The organism is Methylobacterium sp. WCS2018Hpa-22, assembly GCF_031843785.1.
Classification (GTDB): Bacteria; Pseudomonadota; Alphaproteobacteria; order Rhizobiales; family Beijerinckiaceae; genus Methylobacterium.
In genome coordinates this window covers 210,321-232,940 of record NZ_JAVTJA010000001.1, presented here as the reverse complement: position 1 = coordinate 232,940, position 22,620 = coordinate 210,321, and the positions used below count along the sequence as shown (strand labels likewise).

The following is a 22,620-nucleotide window of genomic DNA, read 5'->3' as shown; positions in this document are numbered from 1 at the left end:
CCCCCCGGGCTTCGGCGACCTTCCGGCGGAAGGACGTGTGAGCTCCCAAAGGTTTGGTGCAAACCACCGGCGGGTGTGAAACAAGTCTTGACGGGCGGAGGGGTGCACTATGGCTGCACGCCTCCTTGCCCATGAGCAAAGAACCGGCCGAAACGGGCGGAAACGTTAAGGGAACGGGACGATCGCATGGCTGCAGACGCCGAACTTCTGATCGATCGTCGGCGCCTGCGCCGCAAGCTCTCCCTCTGGCGCGTCGTGGGAATCGGCGGGTTGATCGTCGCCGTCGGTGCGGTGGGCTACCGTGTCCGGGGCAATGACGGGTTCGGTTTCCCAGCCGTGAAACCACAGATCGCGCGAATTTCCATCGGTGGCTTCATCGCCGGCAGCGAATCGACGACGAAGCTGATCGAGCGCGTCCGCGATGCCAGCGCCGTGCAGGGCGTCATCGTCTCGATCTCCTCGCCGGGCGGCACAACCACCGGCTCTGAGGAACTCTACCGCAACCTACGCTCGCTGTCCGAGAAGAAGCCGATGGTGGCCTTCGTCGATGGCACGGCGGCCTCCGGCGCCTATATCGCCGCCATCGCGGCCGATCATATCGTCGCTCGGGAAACCGCCCTGGTCGGCTCCATCGGCGTGCTGTTCCAATATCCCGATCTGTCCGGGCTGCTCGACAAGGTCGGCGTCAAGGTCGAGTCGGTGAAGTCGTCGCCCCTGAAGGCCGAGCCATCCGGCTTCACCCCGACCTCGCCCGAGGCACGGGCCGCCCTGGCCTCCGTTGTGGGCGACACCTACGCCTGGTTCAAAGGCCTCGTCTCCGAGCGGCGCAAACTCTCCGAGAAGGAATTGGCGACCGTTTCCGACGGGCGGGTCTTCAGCGGCCGCCAGAGCGTTCCGTTGAAGCTGGTGGATAGCGTCGGCGGCGAACGTCAGGCGGTGACTTGGCTCGAGGCGGAGCGCAACGTCGCCAAGGGCCTGCCCATCCGTGATTGGAAGCCCAAATCCGAGAGCGACTTCAAACTCTGGTCGGCTCTCGGCACGGGCGCCGATCTCCTTGGCATGGGCGGTCTCGCGACGCGCCTGCGTCAGGTCGGCGACGAGACGGCGAGCATCGCGCAAGGGGGAATGCTGGCTCTCTGGCGTCCGGCCTCAACCGATGCGCCTTGAGGGCGACGCCGAATCACCCCTGCCTGGATCACGTCCGCAGGGGTGCCGGAACCGCATGAAGTCAGGGAAGACCGCCGCATGATCAAGTCGGAGCTCGTGCTCAGGATCGCAGAGCAGAACCCGCATCTCTACCAGCGTGACGTGGAAACCCTCGTGAAGGCGATCCTCGACACGATCGCGGAAGCCTTGTCGCGCGGCGACCGGGTCGAGTTGCGCGGCTTCGGTGCTTTCTCGGTCAAGCGTCGTGATGCGCGCCGCGGGCGCAACCCGCGCACCGGTGAGCCCGTTGCCGTCTCCGAGAAGGCCATCCCCGTGTTCAAGACGGGCAAGGAGATGCGCCAGCGACTTAACGAGGCCGGCATCGGCGCAGAGGAGCCCTCCGAGAATGAGGAATCCTGAGCTTATGCAAAGCCTCGTCCTACCGACCGGAGTGTCTCGATGATCCGCTTCTTCAAGGGTTTGGTGCTGCTTCCCGTCGCGATCATGGTCGTGGCCCTGGCCGTGGCGAACCGGGAGGTCGTCCGCCTGTCCTTCGATCCGTTCACGGCGGACACGCCGGCCTTCAGCCTGCCATTGCCGCTGTACGTCCTGATCTTCGCCTCCGTTGCCATTGGCATCCTCTGCGGCGGTATCGGCACCTGGCTCGGCCAGTCCGGCACCCGGCGCACGAGCGCCGCCCGCCGCCGCGAGATCCGTCGCCTGGAGGGCGAGACCGAGCGTCTGAAATCCCGCGTCGCGGCCAGCGAGCCCACGCCGGCCGAGCGTTATCCCGGCCAGGACGGCCACGTCGCGCTCCCCGCCCCGCGCTAGAGGCCAAGCGCAGCCATGTCGTCGATCCGCGTCAAGATCTGCGGGCTCAGTACCCCCGCGGCCCTCGACGCAGCGCTCTTGGCGGGGGCTGACCTTGTCGGCCTCGTGCATTTCGCGAAGAGCCCGCGTCATGTCGACTTCGAGACGGCGGGTCGGCTGTCGGAACAGGCGAAGGGCAGGGCGGAGCGGGTCATCCTTCTCGTCGATCCCGACGATGCTCTGATCGATGCGGCCCTGAGGGCCGTCGATCCGGATTGGATCCAACTCCACGGCCATGAGACCCCGGAGCGGGTCGCGGCCATCCGTGCCCACAGCAATCGCCCCGTGATGAAGGCGCTCGGCGTCTCGACGCGTTCGGATCTCGACGTTCTCTCCGCCTATGAAGCGGCCGACCGCATTCTCCTCGACGCGAAGCCTCCGCCCGACGCGGCCCTGCCGGGCGGCAACGGCATTGCCTTTGATTGGGACATCCTCGCGGGGCTGGACCTGCCGGCGGGGACGATGCTGTCCGGCGGCCTCGCTCCCGGCAATGTTGCCGAGGCCCTCCGTCGGACGGGCCTTCGCGCTGTCGACGTCTCTTCGGGGGTCGAGACCCGGCCGGGAGAAAAGAGTTCCGAGCGCATCGGAGCCTTCATTGCGGCGGTTCGGACTGGCGAATAGCGTCCGATTTCACAAATCGACGCGTTCGCCGCATTGTAGCCGCCCCCCGCACGGGTCTAGGCATTGGCGCAACCCCATACCGAACGCACAGGCCCGGCGGCGATCCGCCAGCCGACGACGTGAAGGACGACTGACCTTGACCATCGCCCCCTCTCCGAACTCGTTCCGCAACGGACCGGACGAGCGCGGCCGCTTCGGCATCTTTGGCGGACGCTTCGTCGCCGAGACGCTGATGCCGCTCATCCTCGATCTCGAGAAGGCCTATACGGAAGCGAAGGCAGATCCGTCCTTCCAGCAGGAGATGAACGGCCATCTGACCCATTATGTCGGCCGTCCGAGCCCGCTCTACTATGCCGAGCGCCTGACCGAGCACCTGCGCGCGGCATCGGCCCCGGGTCACGGAGCCAAGGTCTTCTTCAAGCGCGAGGAGTTGAACCATACCGGTTCGCACAAGGTGAACAACGTGCTCGGTCAGATCATGCTGGCCCGCCGCATGGGCAAGCCCCGGATCATCGCCGAGACGGGCGCCGGGCAGCACGGGGTCGCCACCGCCACCCTCTGCGCCCGGTTCGGCTTGAAATGCGTCGTCTACATGGGCGCCGTCGACGTAGCGCGCCAAGCGCCCAACGTCTTCCGCATGAAGATGCTCGGCGCCGAGGTGATCCCGGTAGAATCCGGCACCAAGACCCTCAAGGACGCCATGAACGAGGCGTTGCGCGACTGGGTCACCAACGTCGCAGATACATTCTACTGCATCGGCACGGTGGCCGGCCCGCACCCCTATCCGGCGATGGTGCGCGACTTCCAGTCGATCATTGGCCGGGAGACGAAGGAGCAGATGCTGGAGATGGAAGGGCGACTGCCCGACTCGCTCATCGCCTGTATCGGCGGCGGCTCCAACGCCATGGGGTTGTTCCACCCGTTCCTCGACGACCGCGAGGTGGAGATCTACGGCGTCGAGGCCGCCGGCCACGGCATCTCCTCGGGCCTGCACGCCGCCTCCCTCTCCGGCGGGAAGCCGGGAGTGCTCCATGGCAACCGAACCTACCTTCTTCAGAACGAGGACGGCCAGATCGCCGACGCCCACTCGATCTCCGCCGGCCTCGATTATCCCGGCATCGGCCCCGAACACGCTTGGCTGCACGAGGCCAAGCGCGTCACCTACCTCTCGGCGACGGATTCCGAGACGCTGGAAGCGTTCAAGCTGTGCTCGATGCTGGAGGGTATCATCCCGGCCCTGGAGCCGGCTCACGCCCTCGCCAAGGTGTTCGAGATCGCGCCGACGAAGCCGGCCGAACACCTGATGGTGCTCAATCTCTCGGGCCGTGGCGACAAGGACATCCCGCAGGTGGCCGAAATCCTGGGAACCCGCCTCTGAGAAAACCGCAACGGGGAGCTCGCAAGTGGCAAACTCCCCGTTGACACCCGAAGGCGGATTTCTTTATACCGCCGATCTCTTCAGGGGCGCCTGCACCGCGCGGGTTCCTTTGTTGTGGCGGGGTAGCTCAGTTGGTTAGAGCAGAGGAATCATAATCCTTGTGTCGGGAGTTCAAATCTCTCCCTCGCTACCAATCATTCCTAGTCGTTAGATCGACCTAGCCTTTGAGCCCTGGACCCCTGGTCCGGGGCTTTTTGGTTCTCTGAGAGGGATCTGCCGGACAGCGCGAACAATCGGGACGTGGTGCCCACCTGACGGCATCGATGGGCGGTTTTTGCGTGGCCCCTGCCTGGTATCCTCAGTCTCGCTCGCGATGCTCCTCAGCAATGATCCCATGGCGCTTCGTCCCCACTCGCCACTCATCGGCGCAATCGGGAGGCCACGACCTCGTTCGGTACGGAGGGCTAGGTCGACCTTAGTGTAGATTGATCTTGATCGCGGGAACCGGACGCTCGGTCGTCGCCCCGAATGGAAGTCACAGGTGGACTTCAACCGGCTGTTTGCCGGGAACGGACGACGAATGCACCGGCGCCGGAAGGTCCGACGCCGGTCTCATCGAGTATGCGGCCTTCGGCGTCGGTGGCCGCGTCCTGGCGTTCCAGCCGGATGCCCTTATCCGAGGGCGTCTTCCACCGCCCTGCCGCAGGCTTCGGTATCGGCGTTGCCGCCGAGATCGCGGGTGCGCAGGGTGCGCTCGGAGAGGACGCGCTCGATACCGGTGACGATCTCCCGGGCGGCTTCGGGCTCGCCGAGATGTTCCAGCATCATCGAGCCGGACCAGATCTGGCCGATGGGGTTGGCGATGCCCTGGCCGGCGATGTCGGGGGCCGACCCGTGAACCGGTTCGAACACCGAGGGGAAGAGCCGCTCCGGGTTGATATTGCCGGAGGGCGCGATGCCGATCGTGCCGGTGCAGGCGGGTCCGAGGTCGGAGAGAATGTCGCCGAACAGGTTCGAGGCGACGACCACGTCGAACCTGTCGGGGTTCAGCACGAAATGGGCCGTCAGAATGTCGATATGGTACTGGTCCCAGGCCACGTCCGGGTAGGCCTTGGCCATCTCCTTCACCCGCTCGTCCCAATAGGGCATCGTGATCGAGATGCCGTTGGACTTGGTGGCCGAGGTCAGGTGCTTCTTCGGGCGGCTCTGGGCCAACTCGAAGGCGAATTTCAGGATACGGTCGACGCCGTGGCGCGTCATGATCGTCTCCTGCAGGGCGAATTCGCGCTCGGTACCGGCGAACATGCGCCCGCCCGCATTCGAGTATTCGCCTTCCGTGTTCTCGCGGACCACCCAGAAATCGATGTCGCCGGGCTTGCGGTCGGCGAGCGGGCTCTTCACGCCCGGCATCAGGCGCACGGGGCGCAGGTTGGCGTATTGGTCGAATTCCCGCCGGAACAGGATCAGCGAGCCCCAGAGCGAGACGTGATCGGGCACCCTGTCCGGCATGCCCACGGCCCCGAAGAAGATCGCGTCGTGGCCCCCGATCTGCGCCTTCCAGTCTTCCGGCATCATCCGGTTGTGCCGCTCGTAATAATCGCAGCTGGCGAAGTCGAACCAGTCGAACTCGAGGGTGAAGCCGTGGCGCTTGGCGGCCTTTTCAAGGACGCGCACGCCCTCCGGCACGACCTCCTTGCCGATCCCGTCGCCCGGAATGACGGCGATGCGATAGTGGCGTGATGTCATGGGATCGGCTCTCCGCGGATGGGACGGCTGGGTTCGGGAGTTCAGGCGGCGCTCGGCGGCCAGGGCGTCTCGGCGACGGGGGTCACCGGCCCCCGACCCTCGAACCAGGAAACGAGGTTGTCCACGAGGAGGTTGCCCATGGCACGGCGGGTATGGTGGGTGGCCGAGCCCACATGCGGCAGCAGGACGACGTTGTCCAAGGCGATGAGGGCGTCGGGAACCTGGGGTTCGTCCGCGAACACGTCGAGGCCGGCCGAGTGGATCACCCCCTGCTGCAGGGCCGCGATCAGGGCGTCCTCGTCGACGAGGCTGCCGCGCGCCACGTTGATGAGGATACCCTCCGGGCCGAGGGCGCCCAGCACCTCCGCGGTGACGAGGGGCCCGGCTCCGCCGCCGGGCGCCACGACCACGAGGACGTCGCAGGCCCGCGCCAGCTCGATCGCGCTCGGGTGGTAGTCATAGGCCACCTCGGGTTGCCGGCGGCGGCCGTGATAGGCGATGGCGCAGCCGAATCCATCGAGGCGCGTGGCGATGGCGTGTCCGATCCGCCCGAGGCCGAGGATGCCGATGCGGCGCCCGCGCAGGGAGGGCGAGAGCGGAAACGGGGCTTTCGGCCAGGAGCCCGAGCGGAGATAGCGGTCGGCCTGTGGGAGGCGGCGGACGGTGGCGAGGAGCAGGCCGAGGGCGAGGTCGGCGACCTCCTCGGTGAGCACGTCCGGAGTGTTGGTGACGACGGCGCCCAGGTCCTTGGCGGCCGCGACGTCGATCGTGTCGTAGCCGACACCGAAATTGGTGACGATCTCCAGGGCGGGGAGGCGCGCGAAGAGATCGGCTCCCGCCGGCGCCTGTCCTCCCACCACCACGCCGCGGATGGCCGGGCCGACCTCCGCCAGGAACGCGTCCCGATCGGTGGCCCGATCGAGGCGGTGGAGGACGAAGCGCTCGTCGAGGGCCCGGATCGTATCGGGAAGGATCGCCTTCAGCAGCAGGATCTCCGCCTTCGCATGCGCTGTCATGGGGCCTCTTCGCAGTTGCGTGTTCCGTGGAGGTGGCGCTCCCGCTCCGGGGCGAAGCCACCTTGTGCTTTCCGCCAACGGAGGGTGGACCGCAACCCGGAGCCGACCCGCTCGGCAAGACCGCGTTGCGCCAATCCCATACAGGCCGCGAGGACTGTCTCGTTCCTCTGGCCGCGCGGAAGGCCGGACCTGACTTTGACCACCGTGGCGCTGACGAAATCTTCGGTCAAAGCGGACAGAACGGCTCGCTCCTCATCACTGAGCGGTCGCATCGTACGGATTTCCTCGGCACGTCGGTTCCCGGAAGACGGCCGCCGCCCGGAGCCGGGCGACGGCGGTGGAGGCCGTGCGGGGCCGGATCGCGCCCCGCACGGATCGGTCGCCGCTTACTCGGCGAGTTCGCGCATGACCTTGATCAGGTCCGACTTGCCCTCGAAGCCGATGCCGGGAAGCTCCGGCATGACGATGTGGCCGTCCTCGACCTTCACCCCGTCCGGGAAGCCGCCATAGGGCTGGAACAGGTCCGGGTAGCTCTCGTTGCCGCCCAGCCCGAGGCCGGCCGCAATGTTGAGCGACATCTGGTGACCGCCATGCGGGATGCAGCGCTTGGGCGACCAGCCGAACTGCTCCAGCACGTCGAGGGTGCGGAGATACTCGACGAGTCCGTAGGAGAGGGCGCAGTCGAACTGCAGGTAGTCGCGGTCTGGCCGCATGCCGCCGTAGCGCAGGAGGTTGCGGGCATCCTGGTGCGAGAACAGGTTCTCGCCGGTCGCCATCGGGCCGGGATAGAACTCGGAAATCGCGGCCTGCAGGGCGTAGTCGAGGGGATCGCCGATCTCCTCGTACCAGAACAGCGGGTACTGGCGCAGCATCTTGGCGTAGGCGATGCCCTGTTCGAGGTTGAAGCGGCCGTTCACGTCGACGGCGAGCTGCGCCTGCGAGCCGATCTCCTTCAGCACGGCCTCGATGCGGCGCTGGTCCTCCTCGATCGGCACGCCGCCGATCTTCATCTTCACGACGTTGTAGCCCCGGTCGAGATAACCGCGCATCTCGGCGCGCAGCTGGGTGTCGTCCTTGCCGGGATAGTAATAGCCGCCGGCCGCGTAGACGAAGACGCGCGGATTGGCCTCGACGCCCTTCTGCTCGGCGAGCATCCGGAACAGCGGCTTGCCGGCGATCTTGGCGGTGGCGTCCCAGATCGCCATGTCGAGGGTGCCCACCGCCACCGAGCGCTCGCCGTGGCCGCCGGGCTTCTCGTTGGTCATCATCGCCGCCCAGAGCTTGTGCGGGTCGAGGTTGTCGCCAGCCTCGTTCAGCACGCTAGCGGGCTCGGCCTCGAGGATGCGGTTCTTGAAGCGCTCGCGGATGAGGCCGCCCTGGCCGTAGCGGCCGTTGGAATTGAAGCCGTAGCCCACCACCCGGCGGCCGTCGCGCTCCACGTCCGTGACCACGGCCACGAGGCTGGCGGTCATCTTCGAGAAGTCGATATAGGCGTTGCGGATGGGCGAGGAGATCGGCTTGGTGATCTCGCAGACGTCGACGATACGCATGGTGGCTCTCCTTGAGATGCGAAGGGATTCGCGCGGGGGGAAGGGATGGAAGCGGACGAAAGCAGCCGGAAGGTCTAGTGGGCGGCCGCCACGGGGCGGGGCAGGGCATGCCCGGCTTCCGTGTCGGGAACGACGTCCTCGGATGAGACGGCGGCCCGGTTGCGGTAGGCCTCCTCCGCCTTGGCGAGGTCGAAGGCGCCTTCCCACTTGGCGACCGCGATGGTGGCGACCGCGTTGCCGATGAGGTTCGTGACCGCCCGTGCCTCGTTCATGAAGCGATCGACGCCGAGCAGAAGGACGAGGCCGGCGACCGGGACGGTGTGGATGCTCGACAGGGTGGCGGCGAGGGTGACGAACCCGGCCCCGGCGACACCCGCCGACCCTTTCGAGGTCAGGAGCAGCACGCCCAGGACGAGGAGCTGGTCGCCGATGCCCAGCGGCGTGTTGGTGGCCTGGGCGACGAAGATCGCCGCCATGGTCAGGTAGATGCAGGTGCCGTCGGCGTTGAAGGTGTAACCCGTCGGCAGAACGAGGCCGACCACCGACTTCTCGCAGCCCACCCGCTCCAGCTTGGCCATCATCCGGGGCATCACGGCCTCGGTGGAGCAGGTCCCGAAGGTGATGAGGATCTCGTCCTTGAAGAAGCCGAGGACCTTGAAGAGCGAGAACCCGGTCCAGGCGCAGACGGAGCCGAGCACCAGCACGACGAACAGGATCGACGTGGCGTAGACACCGAGCATGAGGTAGGCGAGGGACCAGACGGTGCCGAACCCGTACTTACCGATGGTGAAGGCGACGCCGGCACCCGCACCGATGGGGGCCAGGCGCATCACCATGGCGACGATGCGGAACAGCGCGTCGAGCAGGCTGTCGATGACGACGACCACCGGCTTGCCGCGTTCGCCCGCCTGAACCAGGGCGAGGCCGAAGAGCAGCGAGATCAGGATGATCTGCAGCATGGCGCCCTTGGCGAAGGCATCCACCATCGTCGAGGGGATGATGTCCATGAGGAAGCCGACGATGCCGGGCTGCGCTTCCGCCCGCTTGGCGTAGGAGGCGATGGCGCTGCCGTCGATATGCGTGGCGTCGATGTTCATGCCGACGCCCGGCTGCATCACGTTGACCACCACGAGGCCGATGACGAGGGCCAGCGTCGAGACGACCTCGAAGTAGATCAGCGCCCGCACACCGATGCGGCCGACCTCCTTCATGTTACCCATCTTGGCGATGCCGACCACGATGGTACCGAAGATGACCGGCGCGAGCAGCATCTTGATCAGCTTGATGAAGCCGTCCGCCAGGGGCTGCAGCGTGACGGCGACGTCCGGCAGGAAATACCCGACGAACCCGCCGATGACGATTGCTATGAAGACTTGAACATAGAGTCGGCTTAGCCATGACTTCATGATCTGTTTCCTCCTGATCTGCCACTTAGCGGGCAGCTTGATTAGTGATCCCTCTTGTGGGGCTTGATGCTGTGGGTACGCCTGGACACCCTCGTCCGGCCAATGCCATGTTCGGTTCGGGCTATGCGCGAACGGCATCGGGCTGGACGGACGGATGGACATGGTCCGACCGATGGATCTGGGCTGATCGATGGATCTGGACTGGCTGAAGGACTTCCTCGCGCTGGCGGAGCAGAAGACGTTCTCGCGGGCGGCGGAGGCCCGGAGCGTGACGCAGCCGGCCTTCAGCCGGCGCATCCGGGCTCTCGAGGATTGGGTCGGGACGCCGCTCTTCGCACGGGGCGCGCAAGGGGCGGCGCTGACCCCGGCCGGCGTCACCTTCCTCCCGGCAGCCCAGGCTCTGCTGCACAGCCTGGAGCGGGCCCGCCGCGAGACGCGGGCGGTGGGCGCTCAGGATACGGCGACGCTCTCCATCGCCGCGACCCACGCCCTATCGTTCACGTTCTTTCCGAGTTGGGTCCGCCGGGTCATGCGATCCCGGACGCTGGGCACGCTCAATCTCATTTCGGACAGCATGGAAGCCTGCGAGCAGATCATGCTGTCGGGCGAGGTGCACTTCCTGCTCTGCCACTTCCACGGGAACGCCCCGACGCGGTTCGAGCCCGACCGGTTCGAGAGCGTGCGGGTCGGCGACGATCGTCTCATCCCGCTTTGCGCGCCCTCGGGAGACGGCGCGGGTCTGTGGTCGCTGCCGGGATCGTCCGCCGAGCCGGTTCCCTACCTGGCCTACAGCCAGGCCTCGGGCCTCGGGCGCATCCTGGCGAGCTGCCGCAACGGGGATTCGTTCCACCTCGACACCCGCTTCACCTCGCATCTCGCCGCGACGCTGACGACCATGGCGCGCGAGGGGCACGGCGTCGCCTGGCTCCCACAAACGGTCGCGGCCGACGATCAGACGCGCGGTCGCCTCGTCCGCGCGGGGCACGAACAGTTCGACGTGCCCATCGAGATCAGACTGTTCCGCTCGCTCGAGTGCCGCAATCACGCCGCCGACGAGCTTTGGGACTATCTCACCGGAGCGCAAACCTCATAGCTCGTGGGTGCGTCGATCACAGCCGCATACCCGTGGAGCACGGCCAGTCTTGGACCGGTGGACATCTGCTTTCGGGAAGTCAGTCAATTGCCGTCTATGGCGAAGTTGGGGTCTGCCGTCCCTTCGGAGAGGAGTCGGCAAGACAGGTCGATAGCCTATGAACCGAATCGGGCCGACCCCTGAACGGCCCACTCCCGCATATCTCCCGGGGGGCTCCGCGATCCTACCCAGGGTGCTTGACGACACCGTCACTCGGCATCCGGCTGGCGAGCGCATCGATGGCGAGGCGTGACCGCAACGGCAGATACCGTGCCGCGGGCCAGACGGCGTAGCAATCCATGGTCGCGTAGGGCCGCTCCGCCCAGAGCTGGACGAGTTCACCCTTTTGCAGGCTGTCGCGGATCAGCCAGTGTTGGAGCCAGCAGAGGCCGAGCCCCGCCTTGGCGGCGCTCAGAATGACTTCGACGTCGTCGAACCGCAGCCTGGAATGTGGGGAAACCGGGACGAGGACGCCGTTGGCATCCGGCAGGCGCCAGGCATAGCCGCGGTCGCCGCGCGCATAGGCGAGCGCGTCGTGCCCGGCGAGATCCGCGAGCTCCTCCGGGCGTCCGCGTGCATCGAGGTAGGACGGGGAGGCGCAGAGCACCATACGTTCCGTCACCAGCCGCCGGGCACGCAGGGAGCTGTTGTTGCCGAGCGCGCCGAAGCGCAGCCCGAGGTCGAAGCCGTCGGCGATCAGATCGATGACCCGGTCGCTGAAATTCAGGTCGAGTTCCAGCTTCGGATGCGCCTTGGCGTAGTCGAGCAGGATCGGCGCCGCGCAGCGCCGGCCGAGGAGAACCGGCATCGAGATCCGCAATCGCCCCGCCACCTCCTGGCGGCCCGATTCGAGGAGCGCCTCGCCGGTCCGCAATTCCGCGACGGCGCGCAGGCAATGTTCGTAGAATTGCTGCCCGGCTTCCGTCAGGCTCTGGGTGCGCGTGGTCCGTTGGAACAGGCGCACGCCGAGCCGCTCCTCGAGCCGGGCCACGGCCTTGCCGACGGCGGACCGGGACAGGGACAGCCGGTCCGCCGCCCGCGCGAACCCGCCAGCCTCTACCGCCTCCACGAAGATCTGCACGCCGTCGAACTTGTCCCGCATCGGTCGCCCGATCCTGCCGATCCTGATCCGTCGATTGTAGCGCCACAGGCAACAAAGAAGCGAATACTCAGATCTGAAGCCGCAGAAAAATCTACGCTAGAGGAAGGGCGGACGGACGGCGAGGCCCCGACAGGAGCGGCCCCGCCCAAAGGGCGGCAGAGGCCGAGTCCCGTAGGCGCGCCCCGGATGGAAAAGGAAGAACTGAGGATGAGCGCGAAAGTCGTTGTGGTCACCGGCGCGAGCAGTGGCTTTGGAAAACTCACGGCCCTGGAACTGGCGAGGCGCGGTCACAGCGTCATCGCGACCATGCGGGATGTCGAGGGCCGGAACAGCGCGGTCCGGAACGAACTGATCGAGGCCGCGAAGGCGGAGGGGAATCCCCTGCAGGTCCTCGAAATGGATGTGGTCAGCGACGACTCGGTCGAGGCCGCCATCGCTCGGGTCATCGCGCAGCACGGCAGGATCGACGTTCTGGTCAACAATGCCGGCCTGATGCCCATCGGGGTGACGGAAGCCTACACGATCGCCGATGTCGAACGGCTGTTCGCGGTCAATGTCTTTGGGGCGGTCCGCGCCGACCGTGCCGTCCTGCCGCATATGCGCGCCGCCGGCAGCGGACTGATCGTGCAGGTCACGTCGCTGATGGGACGCTTCGTCATACCGTTCTTCGGTGTCTATGCGGCGACCAAGTTCGCGCTCGAGGCCCTGGCGGAGACTTATCGCTACGAGCTGAGCGGCTTCGGGATCGATTCGGTCATCGTGGAGCCGGGCCCGTTCCCCAGCAACCTGATCTCGTCCAGCCCCGAGCCGTCCGATACGGACGTACTGACCGCCTATGGCGCAGTGGCGTCGATCCCGGGCCAGATCAAGGACAACGCCGACAAGTCGTACGACCCCGCCCATCCTCCGCGCCCGCAACTCGTCGCCGATGCGATCGCCGGGCTGGTCGAGGCAACAGAGCGGCGTCCCCTGCGCACGGTGGTCATGCCCGAGGGCGTGGATTTCGGCGTCGCGCGCATCAATGAGGCAGTGGCTCCGATCCAGAACGACATGCTTCGGGCCATGGGCATGGCACACGTCATCTGAAACATGAGGCGGCGGGACATGCCACCCGCCGCTTTTTGACGGGTTCGGTTTCGCTCGATGGAGGGGACGTTGCCTCGTGGAGGCCTTCCAGCCCCTGCGCTGAACGGATCGGGATGCCCCGGATGTGGCCGAACGGCCGGTTCGGCACGCTCCCGGATGCCTGCGGGATCAGAGCTGATTGAACCGTTGTCGCTGCCGCCGCGACCGGTACAGTTGCTAACTTTTGACAGCTTCATGGCCCTGTGACACCGTCCGGTCATGTCGAGCACGCCGACCCGCAACATCGCCCTGACCCATGAGCTGGAGAGCTACATCAAGGGTCAGGTCGCGAGTGGGCATTATGCAAATGCCAGCGAAGTCGTCCGCGCCGGTCTTCGCCTTTTGATCGAGCGTGACCACGCGGTGCCTCGCTCCCGCGGCCATAGCTCCGCCAAAGCGGCGGACAGATGATGACCGCCTCGATTGCCGCTCCGTCCGCCCCGCACGACTTCCAGGCGGATATCATTGCGGTCGAGGGCATCGCCGCGGTTCCGACGATCCTGAACGTGGTCTGTCGGACGACGGGCATGGGCTTCGCCGCCATCGCCAGGGTGACGGACGACCGCTGGGTCGCCTGTAGCGTCAAGGACGACATCGCCTTCGGTCTGGCGCCGGGCGGCGAGCTGCCGGTCGCCACCACGATCTGCGACGCGATCCGCTCGTCCGGGACGGGCGTGGTCATCGACCACGTGTCCGAGGACCCGGCGTACCAGGCGCATCCGACCCCGGAGATGTACGGCTTCCAGAGCTACATCTCGATGCCCATCACCCTGCCGGACGGCAGCTTCTTCGGCACGCTCTGCGCCATCGACCCTCGTCCGGCCCGACTGAACACGCCGGAGACAGTCGGCATGTTCAGGATGTTCGCCGACCTCATCGGCTTCCATCTCGACGCGCATAGGCGCCTCGCCGACCGGGAGGCGCTCCGGCGCAGCGACGCCTTCGTCAGAGGCATCCTTAGGGCGAGCCCGGATTGCGTGAAGGTGCTCTCCGCCGACGGCACGCTGGAATTCATGAGCGCGCGGGGCCTGGAACTCAACCAGATCGGATCGCTGCAGGACGTGGTGGGGCAGGAATATGCCGGGCTCTGGCCGCAGGGCGAGCGCGCCAAGCTCCGCGATGCCGTCCGGCGGGCGGCCGCCGGAGAGGTCTCACGCATCGAGGGGCACGCCCAGACGGCCGATGGCGACCTCCGCTGGTGGGAGGTGAGCTTCGCGCCCTTCCAGCCTGACGAGGGCGGTGCCCTCAAGCTCGTCGGCATCTCCCGCGACATCACCGAGCGCTACCGGGCCGAGACCGCGCGGCAAGCTGGGGCGGAGGCCCTGCAAGCCCTGAACGACGACCTGGAGCGGCAGGTCGCGGAGCGGACGGCGGAGCTTCGTCTGTCGCGCGACATCCTCCAATCCAGCGCCGCGCCCATCTGCGCCTTCGACACCGCGTACCGGCTCATCGCCTTCAATCAGGCCCATAGCGACGAGTTCTTCCGCATCTTCGCCCACCGCGTGCAGGTCGGCGAGGTGTTCCCCGACCTGTTCCCGCCGGACCAGGCCCCGGTCATGCGCGGGTTGATGGAGCGCGCGCTCCGGGGCGAGACATTCACCGTCACCGAGGAATTCGGCGACCCCGACCTGGCGAAGCCCTATTGGGAGGTGTCCTACTCGCCCTTGCGCGACGAAGTGGGACACATCGTCGGGGCGTTCCACTACGCCAAGGATATCTCGGAGCGGCTACGCGCCGAGACCGCACTCGCCAACACGCAGGAAGCGTTGCGCCAATCGCAGAAGATGGAGGCCGTCGGGCAGCTGACCGGGGGCGTGGCGCACGATTTCAACAACCTTCTCACCATCATCCGCTCCTCCGTCGATTTCCTGCGCCGGCCGGAGCTGCCCGAGGAGCGCAAGCGGCGCTACCTGGATGCGGTCTCGGACACGGTCGACCGCGCGGCGAAACTGACCGGGCAGCTCCTCGCCTTCGCCCGCCGCCAGGCTCTCAAGCCCGAAGTGTTCGAGGTCGGCGAGCGCCTGCGCGCCGTCTCCGAGATGATCGACACCGTGACCGGGGCCCGCATCCGCCTGACGGTCGAGACGCCGGACGAGCCCTGCTTCGTCAAGGCGGACCTGAGCCAGTTCGAAACCGCCCTCGTCAACATGGCGGTGAATGCCCGCGATGCGATGGACGGGGAGGGGACCCTGACCCTGACTCTGGTGCGCCGGGGAAAGCTGCCGCCGATCCGGGGGCATGCGGTCGCCCTTGGAGCCTTCGCGGCGATCTCCCTCACCGATACGGGCACCGGAATCGCGCCTGAGCAGTTGGGCCGCATCTTCGAGCCGTTCTTCACCACGAAGGAGGTGGGGAAGGGAACCGGCCTCGGCCTCAGCCAGGTGTTCGGTTTCGCCAAGCAGTCGGGCGGCGATGTCGACGTGTCGACCAGGCTCGGGCACGGCACGACGTTCACGCTCTACCTGCCCGAGATCGTGATCGAGCAGAACGGCGCGGACCGCGAGATACCGCAGCCGGCCCCGGGCTCCCCGATGGGTGCGGGCCAGCGCATCCTGGTGGTCGAGGACAATATCGAGGTGGGCCGCTTCGCCACGCAGATCCTCGAAGACCTCGGCTACCGCACCACCTGGGCCGTCAATGCCGAGGAAGCCCTGGAGCTGTTGGGGAGCGAGGGCAACGGATTCGACGCCGTGTTCTCGGACGTGGTGATGCCGGGCATGGGCGGCATCGCCCTGGCCAAGCGATTGCGCGCGCAGCTGCCGAGCCTGCCGATACTGCTCGCCTCAGGCTACAGCCACGTCCTGGCGCAGGATGGAACGGAGGGATTCGAGCTTCTGCACAAGCCGTACTCGGCCGAACAGCTCGGGCGCATCCTGAGGCAATTGACGACGAAGCGGATGAACGCGCTCGTCGACTGATCGAAGCGGCATTCGCGAATTCCTAGCGTCGAAGTCGGGAAGCCTGCCCCCTGACATCGATCGTCCGCTGGTGCTTCCGTGCTCGGAACCTAGATCCAGCCCCACATCGTCACCACGCTCCGGACATTTCATGGCTCATCGCATCCTCGTCACCGGAGCCAGCGTGGCCGGCTGTACCCTCGCATGGTGGCTCGCCCATCTCGGAAACGAGGTCACCGTGGTCGAACGGGCACCCGCCTTCCGGGACGGCGGCCAGAACATCGACGTGCGCGGCGTCGGCCGTGAGGTACTGCGCCGGATGGGGCTGGAACAGATCGCCCTCGAACGCGGAACGGGCGAAACCGGAACCGCTTGGGTCGATGACGAGGGCCGGATCGCCGCTCAATTCCTCGTGGACAGGGACGGCGGCGACGGACCGACGGCCGAGATGGAGATCCTGCGCGGGGACCTCGCCCGCCTTCTCTACGAGGCCGGGCGCGACACGGCACGGTTTCGCTTCGGTGACAGCATCGACAGGATTGACCAGGACGGGGAGGCGGCGACCGTCACCTTCGCGAACGGTCGCACCGAGCGCTACGACGCCGTCGTCATCGCCGAGGGTGTCGGTTCGGCGACGCGCGAGCTCGTCTTCCCCGGCGAGAACGATCCGCGCTGGATGGATCTCGTCATCGCCTATTTCACCATCCCGCGCGTCTCCGACGACGACCGACTCTGGCGCTGGTACAACGCGACCGGTGGCCGGAGCGTCTCGCTTCGACCTGATCGCAACGGCACCACGCGGGCGATGCTGTCCCTCCGGCAGCCGCCGGGGAACGAGCAAAGCTGGGACAGCGACCAGCAGAAGGCGTTCCTGCGGGAGCGCTTCGCCGGTGCCGGCTGGCAGACCGGACGTGTCCTCGCCGGCCTGGACACGACGGAGGATTTCTACTTCGACGTCCTTCGCCAGGTCCGGATGCCGCACTGGTCGAAGGGCCGCGTCTCACTGGTGGGTGATGCGGCCTGGTGCGCCACGCCGCTCGCGGGCATCGGCACTACCCTCGCCATAACCGGCGCCTTCGTGCTGGCCCACGAGCTCTCGCGGACCGCCGATATTCGCTCGGGCTTCGATGCCTACGAGAGGGCGATGCGACCGATGGTCGAGCAGGGCCAGGGCGTCCCGAAGATCGCCCCGAAATTGGCGAACCCGAAAAGCCGCCTCGGCATCCGTCTCCTCCACGGTGCGTTGCGCTTCGCCAGCATGCCCATCACACGGCGTATCGCGGGAAAACTGTTCTCGAATGCGCCGAAGGCACCCGACATGTCGCGTTACGACCCTCCGACCACGGCTGACGAGGGGCCATCCTCCACGCTTCGGACAGTTTGATCGCGGCGCGACGATAGCGCCGGGACCCGACAGGGCCAGCCGAGCGACGGACACCGGACCGAACGGCCGGGCGACTCCTCACCCTCAGCGCAGGCGCGCGGACATCGTCGTCATTGGCCCAGGGCAAGGGTGAGGCGGTAACGCGCCTGGCTCACCCGGCCCTTCACGGTGCCGACGGGGCAGCCAAGCACGGCGGCCGCCTCCTCATGCGTGAGTCCATCCACCGTCACCAGCAACAACGTCTCTCGCTCCTCCATGGGAACGGCATCCAGGGCGGCCTGTAATACGAGATGGGCGGCCCCTTGCTGCTGGTTGGCAGCAGCCGAGTGTTCGGCCGCGACGGCACCGTCGAAATCCAAGATCCGGCGCCTCACGCGCCTGTGCTTGTTGTGGTGGATATTGCGCAGGATCGTGAACAGCCACGCCACGAGGCTGGTGCCCTCAGCGAACCGGGAGCGCTGTTCCCAGGCCCGCATCAGCGTGGCCCGGACCATGTCGTCGGCCTCCACGATGTTGCCGGTGCGCAGGAGAGCGAAGCGGCGCAGGCGCGGCACGAGGGCGATCAACCCGTCGCCGAACGCCTTCGAGACCTGCCGCTCCGCCTCCGCGTCGAGCAGGGCGGCCCTGAGCCGGAGCAGAACCCTACCGAGCCGCGTATCGGCCTCGACCGTGCCCGCTCTCGGAATGAGCTCTTCAAGTCTTCGTCCAAGCTCATCCTGCACAGGGGGATTCGAGCCATCTGGATATGAAGATTCTTTAGCTTCTGTGGTGACGTACATTCCGCAGATACGTCCTTGTACCGGATAGCGGCCGGAGGTCGCCGTGCTTCTACGGTTGAGAATACGTACGCGCTTTTGGATGATCGCTCACGTTCACGTCAATGATCCAGATATACCAGTCTTTCGCTTTCACACATCGGAACCGCCGGCCACCCCCACCTGTTAGAGGCGGGCTTGATACAGGCGGCACGGAAGGCGGTCGAAGGTGGTTGGCGGCGGCAGGCATGAGCTTCGGCGGGTCGGCGGGCGCAAGGACTGTCTTGTCTCGATCGTCATGACGGGCGGCCACACGGAGGCCGCCCGCCGGAAGCTCCACGAGCATTCCGCAGACGTTGTCCAGAGCCGTAGCGACAGTTTCCCCTTGCTCTGAACTGACGAATAAAAATCACTCTACTAGTAGATTTGCATCATTGCTCGGTAGTGAGCACGGGCCACTTGAGGGGTGTGTCAGTCGCTGAGGCATTGGAGCATCCCGTGAGCGCGCAAAAGACGACCGATGCTTCCGACAAGCTCAAGGCCTCGGTGAAAGAGGCCATCGGAAAACTGGTCGGAGACCCAGAAGTCGAAGCCGATGGCAGATCTCAGCAGAAATTACTGAAACCCGACGTGAAACCGAAGACCACCCCAAAGTCGTAGCTTCGGCGGACCGTCACGCTTCACGAACATCCTTCACGACAAGAACAGGAGAGACATCATGGTCGATGCGGATCGCATCACGGGCGCCGCCAAGGAACTCGGCGGCAAAGTGCAGGGCACGGTGGGCGACCTCACTGGTTCGAAGCGGGATTCGGCGGAGGGCCGTGCCCGTGAGGCACAGGGTGCTGCCGAGAACCTGTATGGCCAGGCCAAGGACACCGTGCGCGACGCGGCCGATCAAGTGGTCGATACCGCCCGCGACATCGGCGGCAAGGTTCGCGACACGGTCGGAAACCTGATCGGGTCCGACGACGTCGAGGACCGCGCGCGCCGCGCCCAGGGCGCCGCTGCCGACACCTACGACCGCGCCGAGCGCTCCGTCCGCAGCGCTGGCGGCGAGGCCTATGACCGGGCCGAGGACGCCTACGAAAACGGCGGCAATTATCTGCGCCAAGGCGGCCGCGAAGCCAGCAACCAGATCGCCGAGCACCCTGTCGCCGCCCTGCTGGTCGCCGGCCTCCTCGGCTACGGAATCGGCCTCCTCATCCACGGCCGCGACTGACGCTTAGAGCGCTCTCCGCCGAAGTGGATGCCGGTTCGGCGAAAAAGAGCGCGGCAAAACAAAGGCCTGGAGATGTGCCGCGACCCAACGTGGTCGGGCGCAGCTCTAGCGCCGCGATCGATCGGTCCGACTGCGCCGTGACGGCGCGGTCGGACCCATGACTTCACCCACCCCCGAACGACCGAGCTTCTCGGACGACCGACGACCCGGAGTACCAGTATCGTGTCCACTTCCCCCCTTCTTGCGACCTCATCCACCCCGGCCGCCGCCGACACCCGCACCGTCCTGCTGAACCAGGTGTCGTGGGGCGCGATCTTCGCCGGCGCCGTCACCGCCCTGGTGACCCAGGTCATCCTCAACATGGTCGGCGTCGGCATCGGCCTGTCCAGCGTCGGACCGGTGGCCGCCGATAACCCGGCCGCCTCGACCCTGTCGCTCAGCGCCGGCATCTGGTTCATCGTCTCGGGCATCGTGGCCGCCCTGGCGGGCGGCTTCATCGCCGGGCGTCTCTCGGGCAAGCCCGTCACGGGCGCGGCCGGCCTGCACGGCCTCGTCTCCTGGGCGGTGACCACCCTCGTCGTCCTGTATCTTCTCACCTCCGCTGCGGGCGGCCTCATCGGCGGCGCCTTCTCCGGCGTGACCAGCACGCTGGGCGGAGCCGGCTCGCTGGTCGGCGGCACTGTGCAGACCGCGGCCCAGGCCGCTGCCCCGTCGCTGTCGAAGATCACCAACCCGCTCGACGGCATCGAGCAGAGCGTCCGCAACCAGGCTGCCGGCCAGGACCCGCAGGCCGCCAAGGACGCCGCCGTCGCCGCGATCCGCGCCCTGTTCACGGGTGATCCGAGCCAGAAGGCCCAGGCCGAGAACCGCGCCGCCGACGCGCTGGCCAAGGCCCAGGGCATCCCGGTCGAACAGGCCAAGACGCAGATCCAGGACTACCGCAAGCAGTACGAAGAGACCGTCGCCACCGCCAAGCAGAAGGCCGAGGCCGCAGCCGTGGCCGCCAAGTCCGCCGCCACCCAGGGCGCCTTCTACGGTGCGCTCGCCCTGATCCTCGGCGCGCTCGCCGGCTTCTTCGGCGGCCGCCTCGGCGCCCCGAAGCTCCACACCCTCGCCGACAGCTACGGCGCCCGCCGCGCCTGAGCCGATCCCCGGCCGGTCACCCGCGACCGGCCGGACCTCCCCCTGCGATCTCATCCCCGAACCGAAGGAGCATCCCCATGAGCAGCACCACGGACAAGCTGAAGGGCCTCGCCAACGAAGCCGCCGGCAACGTCAAGCAGGCCGCCGGCAAGGTCACGGGCAACGACAAGCTGGTCGCCGAGGGCAAGGCCCAGGAACTCAAGGGCGAGGCCCAGCGCACCGTCGGCGAGGCCAAGGATGGCGTCGCCTCGGTGGTCGACAAGGTCACGGGCAAGCACTGACCCCGCAAACGCTGACCCGAAAGGGCGGGCCCCGACCCGATCTGGGGCCCGTCACCTCCATCCATTTCGAACTCGGGAGTATCTCATGAACGGCGACCAGTTCCGCGGCGCATCCCGCCACCTCACGGGCCGCGCCCAGACCGCGCTCGGCGGAATCACCGGTGATCCCGCCCGTCAGGTGCGCGGCGCCGTCAATCAGGTGGCCGGCGGTGCGCAATACGCCTACGGCCGGGCCCGTGGCCGGGCCGAGGATTTGGCCCAGGATGGCCGAGACATCGCCCATGAGATCCGGGATCGCGCCGGAAATCTCGTCGAGGACGGACGTCACCTCGTTGACGAGGCGCGAGATCGGGCCGGACACCTCATTGCCGATGGGCGCGACCTCGCGCGTCACGCCCGCAAGCGCGGCACGACCTACGGCCGGCAGGCCGTTCGCTACGCCGACAACAACCGAGCCTCCGCCCTGTTCGGCCTCGCCGCCGTCGCTTTCGCGGTCGGATGGCTGTCCCGTTCCAAGCGTTGATCCCTCGTCCTCGGAGACCATCCCATGATCCGCAAGCTCCTGACTGCCTTCCTGCTTCCGAAGGTCATCGCCTATGTCAGCCGCCGCTTCGGCGGCAGGTCCGCCGCCCCGCCGAACCGTCGGGGCTACTGATCCGGTTTCGGCATTTCCCCATCTTACGTCAGGAGACCACCTCACGATGAAGCTGCCCTTCGCCCTCGCCGCCACCTTGGCCGCAACCCTGATCGGGCTTCCGGCCCAGGCCTCCCCGGCCACCGTCTCTCCGATCGAGGCGCTGGTCCGTGGTGACCTACCGACCGGGTACGTGCAGCACCGTCGCTTCGGTCATCGGCACGGCTGGCGTGGCGGGCGTGGATACGGCCGGGGCTACGGCCATCGTCGTGGCTACGGCTACCGCCGTGGTCCCGGCGTGGGCGCCGCCGTCGGCGCAGGCGTGGCAGGCCTTGCGGCGGGGGCCATCATCGGCGGTGCCATCGCCAACTCGCAGGCCCAGGCCGCCCCGCGTGGGGTCCCGGCCGAGGCCGTCGCAGCCTGCGCCCGCCGTTTCCGCTCTTACGACGCGGCCAGCGGAACCTATCTCGGCAACGACGGCGACCGTCACACCTGCCCCTGATCCATCGATGGGGCCCGGACACGCCCGGAAAATGCCGGCGTCGCTCCGCCCCGGCTCCCGTGGAACTCCTTCCAACGCCGGCTCGGCTCCCATGCCGGGCCGGATTTCCGCGGACTGCCTTCCGCCCCCCACTCCCCACCGACAAGGACGACAGATGAGCAAGGGCTATCCCTCGATGACCGCGCTGCTGGGCCTGTTGGCCGTGGCCGGCTACCAGAACCGCGACAAGCTCGCCGAACTGCTGAAGGGGCACGATGCCCCGTCGGCTCCGTCCCTGAGCCCGAACCACGGCACCGTCCCGCCGATTCCCAACACCAGCGCGAACACCGGCTCCACGGGCGGCCTCGGAAGTCTTCTGGGCGGCCTCGGCACGGCCGGCGTGGGCGGGCTGATCGCCAGCGGCCTGAGTGAACTCGTCGATCACTTTACCAAGGGCGGTCATGGCGAGACCGCGACGTCCTGGGTCAACCAGGGCGCCAACCGCGACATTCCCGAGGCGGATCTGGAACGTGCCATCGGCACGGACACCCTCGACCACCTCACCCAGCAGACCGGGCTGAGCCGCGCCGCGCTCCTGTCCCGCCTCTCGCGCGAGCTGCCCTCGGCCATCGACCGCTACGCCGCCGACGGCCGCAAACCGGCTTAAGGCCAGACCTGCCCGACACGAAGCCACGATGCGGCCGGCGCATGACTGCGCCGGCCGCATACGA

Annotated in this window: 23 protein-coding genes and 1 tRNA gene; 18 read left to right on the top strand and 6 right to left on the bottom strand. The window is 67.2% G+C overall.

Annotated features, from left to right (window positions below; translation table 11 throughout):
* Nucleotides 1–186 precede the first annotated feature (186 nt).
* The 6 genes from sppA (at nucleotide 187) to RQI43_RS01030 (ending at nucleotide 4,208) form a co-directional block, all read left to right on the top strand.
* A complete protein-coding gene (sppA, locus tag RQI43_RS01055; protein ID WP_056433234.1) occupies nucleotides 187–1,167 on the top strand; it encodes a signal peptide peptidase SppA in 981 nt (326 codons plus the stop codon).
* A 78-nt stretch (nucleotides 1,168–1,245) separates the two neighbouring features.
* Nucleotides 1,246–1,566, top strand: a complete 321-nt coding sequence (locus RQI43_RS01050; RefSeq protein ID WP_056433233.1) for an integration host factor subunit beta — start codon at nucleotides 1,246–1,248, stop codon at nucleotides 1,564–1,566.
* Between the two features lie 39 nt (nucleotides 1,567–1,605).
* Nucleotides 1,606–1,977 carry a lipopolysaccharide assembly protein LapA domain-containing protein gene (locus tag RQI43_RS01045; protein WP_311273931.1) on the top strand — a complete coding sequence of 124 codons (372 nt, stop codon included), beginning with the start codon at nucleotides 1,606–1,608 and terminating at the stop codon, nucleotides 1,975–1,977.
* Nucleotides 1,978–1,992: 15 nt separating this feature from the next.
* The gene (locus tag RQI43_RS01040; RefSeq protein WP_056433227.1) at nucleotides 1,993–2,637 is read left to right on the top strand and encodes a phosphoribosylanthranilate isomerase; all 645 of its coding nucleotides are present in this window, start codon (nucleotides 1,993–1,995) and stop codon (nucleotides 2,635–2,637) included.
* A gap of 136 nt (nucleotides 2,638–2,773) precedes the next feature.
* On the top strand, nucleotides 2,774–4,015 hold the full coding sequence (gene trpB, locus RQI43_RS01035; RefSeq protein WP_056433223.1) for a tryptophan synthase subunit beta: 1,242 nt from the start codon (nucleotides 2,774–2,776) through the stop codon (nucleotides 4,013–4,015).
* Nucleotides 4,016–4,131: 116 nt separating this feature from the next.
* Nucleotides 4,132–4,208 (top strand) — tRNA-Met (locus RQI43_RS01030).
* A 479-nt stretch (nucleotides 4,209–4,687) separates the two neighbouring features.
* Here RQI43_RS01030 and RQI43_RS01025 read toward each other — a convergent pair.
* The 4 genes from RQI43_RS01025 to dctA all read right to left on the bottom strand — a co-directional run bounded on the left by RQI43_RS01025 (nucleotide 4,688) and on the right by dctA (nucleotide 9,733).
* Nucleotides 4,688–5,761, bottom strand: a complete 1,074-nt coding sequence (locus RQI43_RS01025; protein WP_311273930.1) for a tartrate dehydrogenase — start codon at nucleotides 5,759–5,761, stop codon at nucleotides 4,688–4,690.
* A 41-nt stretch (nucleotides 5,762–5,802) separates the two neighbouring features.
* Nucleotides 5,803–6,777: a 2-hydroxyacid dehydrogenase gene (locus tag RQI43_RS01020; RefSeq protein ID WP_311273929.1), complete on the bottom strand. Its 975-nt coding sequence runs from the start codon at nucleotides 6,775–6,777 to the stop codon at nucleotides 5,803–5,805.
* A 386-nt stretch (nucleotides 6,778–7,163) separates the two neighbouring features.
* Complete coding sequence (locus tag RQI43_RS01015) at nucleotides 7,164–8,327, bottom strand: mandelate racemase/muconate lactonizing enzyme family protein (RefSeq protein WP_056433205.1); 1,164 nt, start codon at nucleotides 8,325–8,327, stop codon at nucleotides 7,164–7,166.
* 74 nt (nucleotides 8,328–8,401) lie between these two features.
* Nucleotides 8,402–9,733 (bottom strand): C4-dicarboxylate transporter DctA, encoded by a 1,332-nt coding sequence (gene dctA, locus RQI43_RS01010; RefSeq protein ID WP_311273928.1) that lies wholly within the window; start codon nucleotides 9,731–9,733, stop codon nucleotides 8,402–8,404.
* Between the two features lie 190 nt (nucleotides 9,734–9,923).
* On the opposite strand from dctA, the gene RQI43_RS01005 reads away from it, so the two are divergent.
* Nucleotides 9,924–10,826 (top strand): LysR family transcriptional regulator, encoded by a 903-nt coding sequence (locus RQI43_RS01005; protein WP_311273927.1) that lies wholly within the window; start codon nucleotides 9,924–9,926, stop codon nucleotides 10,824–10,826.
* A 223-nt stretch (nucleotides 10,827–11,049) separates the two neighbouring features.
* Here the strand turns inward: RQI43_RS01005 and RQI43_RS01000 are convergent, their stop codons facing one another.
* The gene (locus tag RQI43_RS01000) at nucleotides 11,050–11,967 is read right to left on the bottom strand and encodes a LysR family transcriptional regulator (RefSeq protein WP_207411838.1); all 918 of its coding nucleotides are present in this window, start codon (nucleotides 11,965–11,967) and stop codon (nucleotides 11,050–11,052) included.
* Nucleotides 11,968–12,174: 207 nt separating this feature from the next.
* Between RQI43_RS01000 and RQI43_RS00995 the strand changes: the two genes are divergently transcribed.
* The 4 genes from RQI43_RS00995 to RQI43_RS00980 all read left to right on the top strand — a co-directional run bounded on the left by RQI43_RS00995 (nucleotide 12,175) and on the right by RQI43_RS00980 (nucleotide 17,373).
* On the top strand, nucleotides 12,175–13,053 hold the full coding sequence (locus tag RQI43_RS00995; RefSeq protein WP_311273926.1) for an SDR family oxidoreductase: 879 nt from the start codon (nucleotides 12,175–12,177) through the stop codon (nucleotides 13,051–13,053).
* Nucleotides 13,054–13,311: 258 nt separating this feature from the next.
* Nucleotides 13,312–13,503 (top strand): type II toxin-antitoxin system ParD family antitoxin, encoded by a 192-nt coding sequence (locus tag RQI43_RS00990; RefSeq protein WP_056433188.1) that lies wholly within the window; start codon nucleotides 13,312–13,314, stop codon nucleotides 13,501–13,503.
* The gene (locus RQI43_RS00985; RefSeq protein WP_311274097.1) at nucleotides 13,503–16,010 is read left to right on the top strand and encodes a PAS domain-containing protein; all 2,508 of its coding nucleotides are present in this window, start codon (nucleotides 13,503–13,505) and stop codon (nucleotides 16,008–16,010) included. Before RQI43_RS00990 ends, RQI43_RS00985 begins: the two co-directional genes overlap by 1 nt.
* A 130-nt stretch (nucleotides 16,011–16,140) precedes the next feature.
* Nucleotides 16,141–17,373 carry an FAD-dependent monooxygenase gene (locus RQI43_RS00980; protein ID WP_311273925.1) on the top strand — a complete coding sequence of 411 codons (1,233 nt, stop codon included), beginning with the start codon at nucleotides 16,141–16,143 and terminating at the stop codon, nucleotides 17,371–17,373.
* Nucleotides 17,374–17,483: 110 nt separating this feature from the next.
* On the opposite strand, the gene RQI43_RS00975 is transcribed toward RQI43_RS00980, so the two are convergent.
* Nucleotides 17,484–18,095 carry a sigma-70 family RNA polymerase sigma factor gene (locus RQI43_RS00975; RefSeq protein ID WP_311273924.1) on the bottom strand — a complete coding sequence of 204 codons (612 nt, stop codon included), beginning with the start codon at nucleotides 18,093–18,095 and terminating at the stop codon, nucleotides 17,484–17,486.
* A gap of 531 nt (nucleotides 18,096–18,626) precedes the next feature.
* Between RQI43_RS00975 and RQI43_RS00970 the strand changes: the two genes are divergently transcribed.
* From RQI43_RS00970 to RQI43_RS00940, 7 genes are all read left to right on the top strand, one after another.
* A complete protein-coding gene (locus RQI43_RS00970; protein ID WP_200919214.1) occupies nucleotides 18,627–18,788 on the top strand; it encodes a CsbD family protein in 162 nt (53 codons plus the stop codon).
* 58 nt (nucleotides 18,789–18,846) lie between these two features.
* Nucleotides 18,847–19,350 carry a CsbD family protein gene (locus RQI43_RS00965; RefSeq protein ID WP_311273923.1) on the top strand — a complete coding sequence of 168 codons (504 nt, stop codon included), beginning with the start codon at nucleotides 18,847–18,849 and terminating at the stop codon, nucleotides 19,348–19,350.
* Nucleotides 19,351–19,572: 222 nt separating this feature from the next.
* On the top strand, nucleotides 19,573–20,493 hold the full coding sequence (locus tag RQI43_RS00960) for a PhnA-like protein (RefSeq protein ID WP_311273922.1): 921 nt from the start codon (nucleotides 19,573–19,575) through the stop codon (nucleotides 20,491–20,493).
* A gap of 77 nt (nucleotides 20,494–20,570) precedes the next feature.
* Nucleotides 20,571–20,774 carry a CsbD family protein gene (locus tag RQI43_RS00955; RefSeq protein WP_311273921.1) on the top strand — a complete coding sequence of 68 codons (204 nt, stop codon included), beginning with the start codon at nucleotides 20,571–20,573 and terminating at the stop codon, nucleotides 20,772–20,774.
* An 85-nt stretch (nucleotides 20,775–20,859) separates the two neighbouring features.
* Nucleotides 20,860–21,297: a CsbD family protein gene (locus RQI43_RS00950; RefSeq protein WP_311273920.1), complete on the top strand. Its 438-nt coding sequence runs from the start codon at nucleotides 20,860–20,862 to the stop codon at nucleotides 21,295–21,297.
* 178 nt (nucleotides 21,298–21,475) lie between these two features.
* Nucleotides 21,476–21,910, top strand: coding sequence for a BA14K family protein (locus RQI43_RS00945; protein WP_311273919.1), 435 nt, complete (start codon nucleotides 21,476–21,478; stop codon nucleotides 21,908–21,910).
* Between the two features lie 154 nt (nucleotides 21,911–22,064).
* Nucleotides 22,065–22,556, top strand: a complete 492-nt coding sequence (locus RQI43_RS00940; RefSeq protein WP_056425030.1) for a YidB family protein — start codon at nucleotides 22,065–22,067, stop codon at nucleotides 22,554–22,556.
* The last annotated feature ends 64 nt before the right edge of the window (nucleotides 22,557–22,620 follow it).

What these genes read in the sequence shown, in the direction of transcription:
- dctA (WP_311273928.1), bottom strand. Translation starts at nt 9,733, where the DNA reads ATGAAGTCATGGCTAAGCCGACTCTATGTTCAAGTCTTCATAGCAATC.
- RQI43_RS01040 (WP_056433227.1), top strand. Translation starts at nt 1,993, where the DNA reads ATGTCGTCGATCCGCGTCAAGATCTGCGGGCTCAGTACCCCCGCGGCC.
- sppA (WP_056433234.1), top strand. Translation starts at nt 187, where the DNA reads ATGGCTGCAGACGCCGAACTTCTGATCGATCGTCGGCGCCTGCGCCGC.
- RQI43_RS01045 (WP_311273931.1), top strand. Translation starts at nt 1,606, where the DNA reads ATGATCCGCTTCTTCAAGGGTTTGGTGCTGCTTCCCGTCGCGATCATG.
- RQI43_RS00990 (WP_056433188.1), top strand. Translation starts at nt 13,312, where the DNA reads ATGTCGAGCACGCCGACCCGCAACATCGCCCTGACCCATGAGCTGGAG.
- RQI43_RS00945 (WP_311273919.1), top strand. Translation starts at nt 21,476, where the DNA reads ATGAAGCTGCCCTTCGCCCTCGCCGCCACCTTGGCCGCAACCCTGATC.
- RQI43_RS01015 (WP_056433205.1), bottom strand. Translation starts at nt 8,327, where the DNA reads ATGCGTATCGTCGACGTCTGCGAGATCACCAAGCCGATCTCCTCGCCC.
- RQI43_RS00940 (WP_056425030.1), top strand. Translation starts at nt 22,065, where the DNA reads ATGAGCAAGGGCTATCCCTCGATGACCGCGCTGCTGGGCCTGTTGGCC.
- RQI43_RS00985 (WP_311274097.1), top strand. Translation starts at nt 13,503, where the DNA reads ATGACCGCCTCGATTGCCGCTCCGTCCGCCCCGCACGACTTCCAGGCG.
- RQI43_RS01005 (WP_311273927.1), top strand. Translation starts at nt 9,924, where the DNA reads ATGGATCTGGACTGGCTGAAGGACTTCCTCGCGCTGGCGGAGCAGAAG.
- RQI43_RS01025 (WP_311273930.1), bottom strand. Translation starts at nt 5,761, where the DNA reads ATGACATCACGCCACTATCGCATCGCCGTCATTCCGGGCGACGGGATC.
- RQI43_RS01020 (WP_311273929.1), bottom strand. Translation starts at nt 6,777, where the DNA reads ATGACAGCGCATGCGAAGGCGGAGATCCTGCTGCTGAAGGCGATCCTT.
- RQI43_RS00980 (WP_311273925.1), top strand. Translation starts at nt 16,141, where the DNA reads ATGGCTCATCGCATCCTCGTCACCGGAGCCAGCGTGGCCGGCTGTACC.
- RQI43_RS00965 (WP_311273923.1), top strand. Translation starts at nt 18,847, where the DNA reads ATGGTCGATGCGGATCGCATCACGGGCGCCGCCAAGGAACTCGGCGGC.
- RQI43_RS00950 (WP_311273920.1), top strand. Translation starts at nt 20,860, where the DNA reads ATGAACGGCGACCAGTTCCGCGGCGCATCCCGCCACCTCACGGGCCGC.
- RQI43_RS00955 (WP_311273921.1), top strand. Translation starts at nt 20,571, where the DNA reads ATGAGCAGCACCACGGACAAGCTGAAGGGCCTCGCCAACGAAGCCGCC.
- RQI43_RS01000 (WP_207411838.1), bottom strand. Translation starts at nt 11,967, where the DNA reads ATGCGGGACAAGTTCGACGGCGTGCAGATCTTCGTGGAGGCGGTAGAG.
- RQI43_RS01050 (WP_056433233.1), top strand. Translation starts at nt 1,246, where the DNA reads ATGATCAAGTCGGAGCTCGTGCTCAGGATCGCAGAGCAGAACCCGCAT.
- RQI43_RS00995 (WP_311273926.1), top strand. Translation starts at nt 12,175, where the DNA reads ATGAGCGCGAAAGTCGTTGTGGTCACCGGCGCGAGCAGTGGCTTTGGA.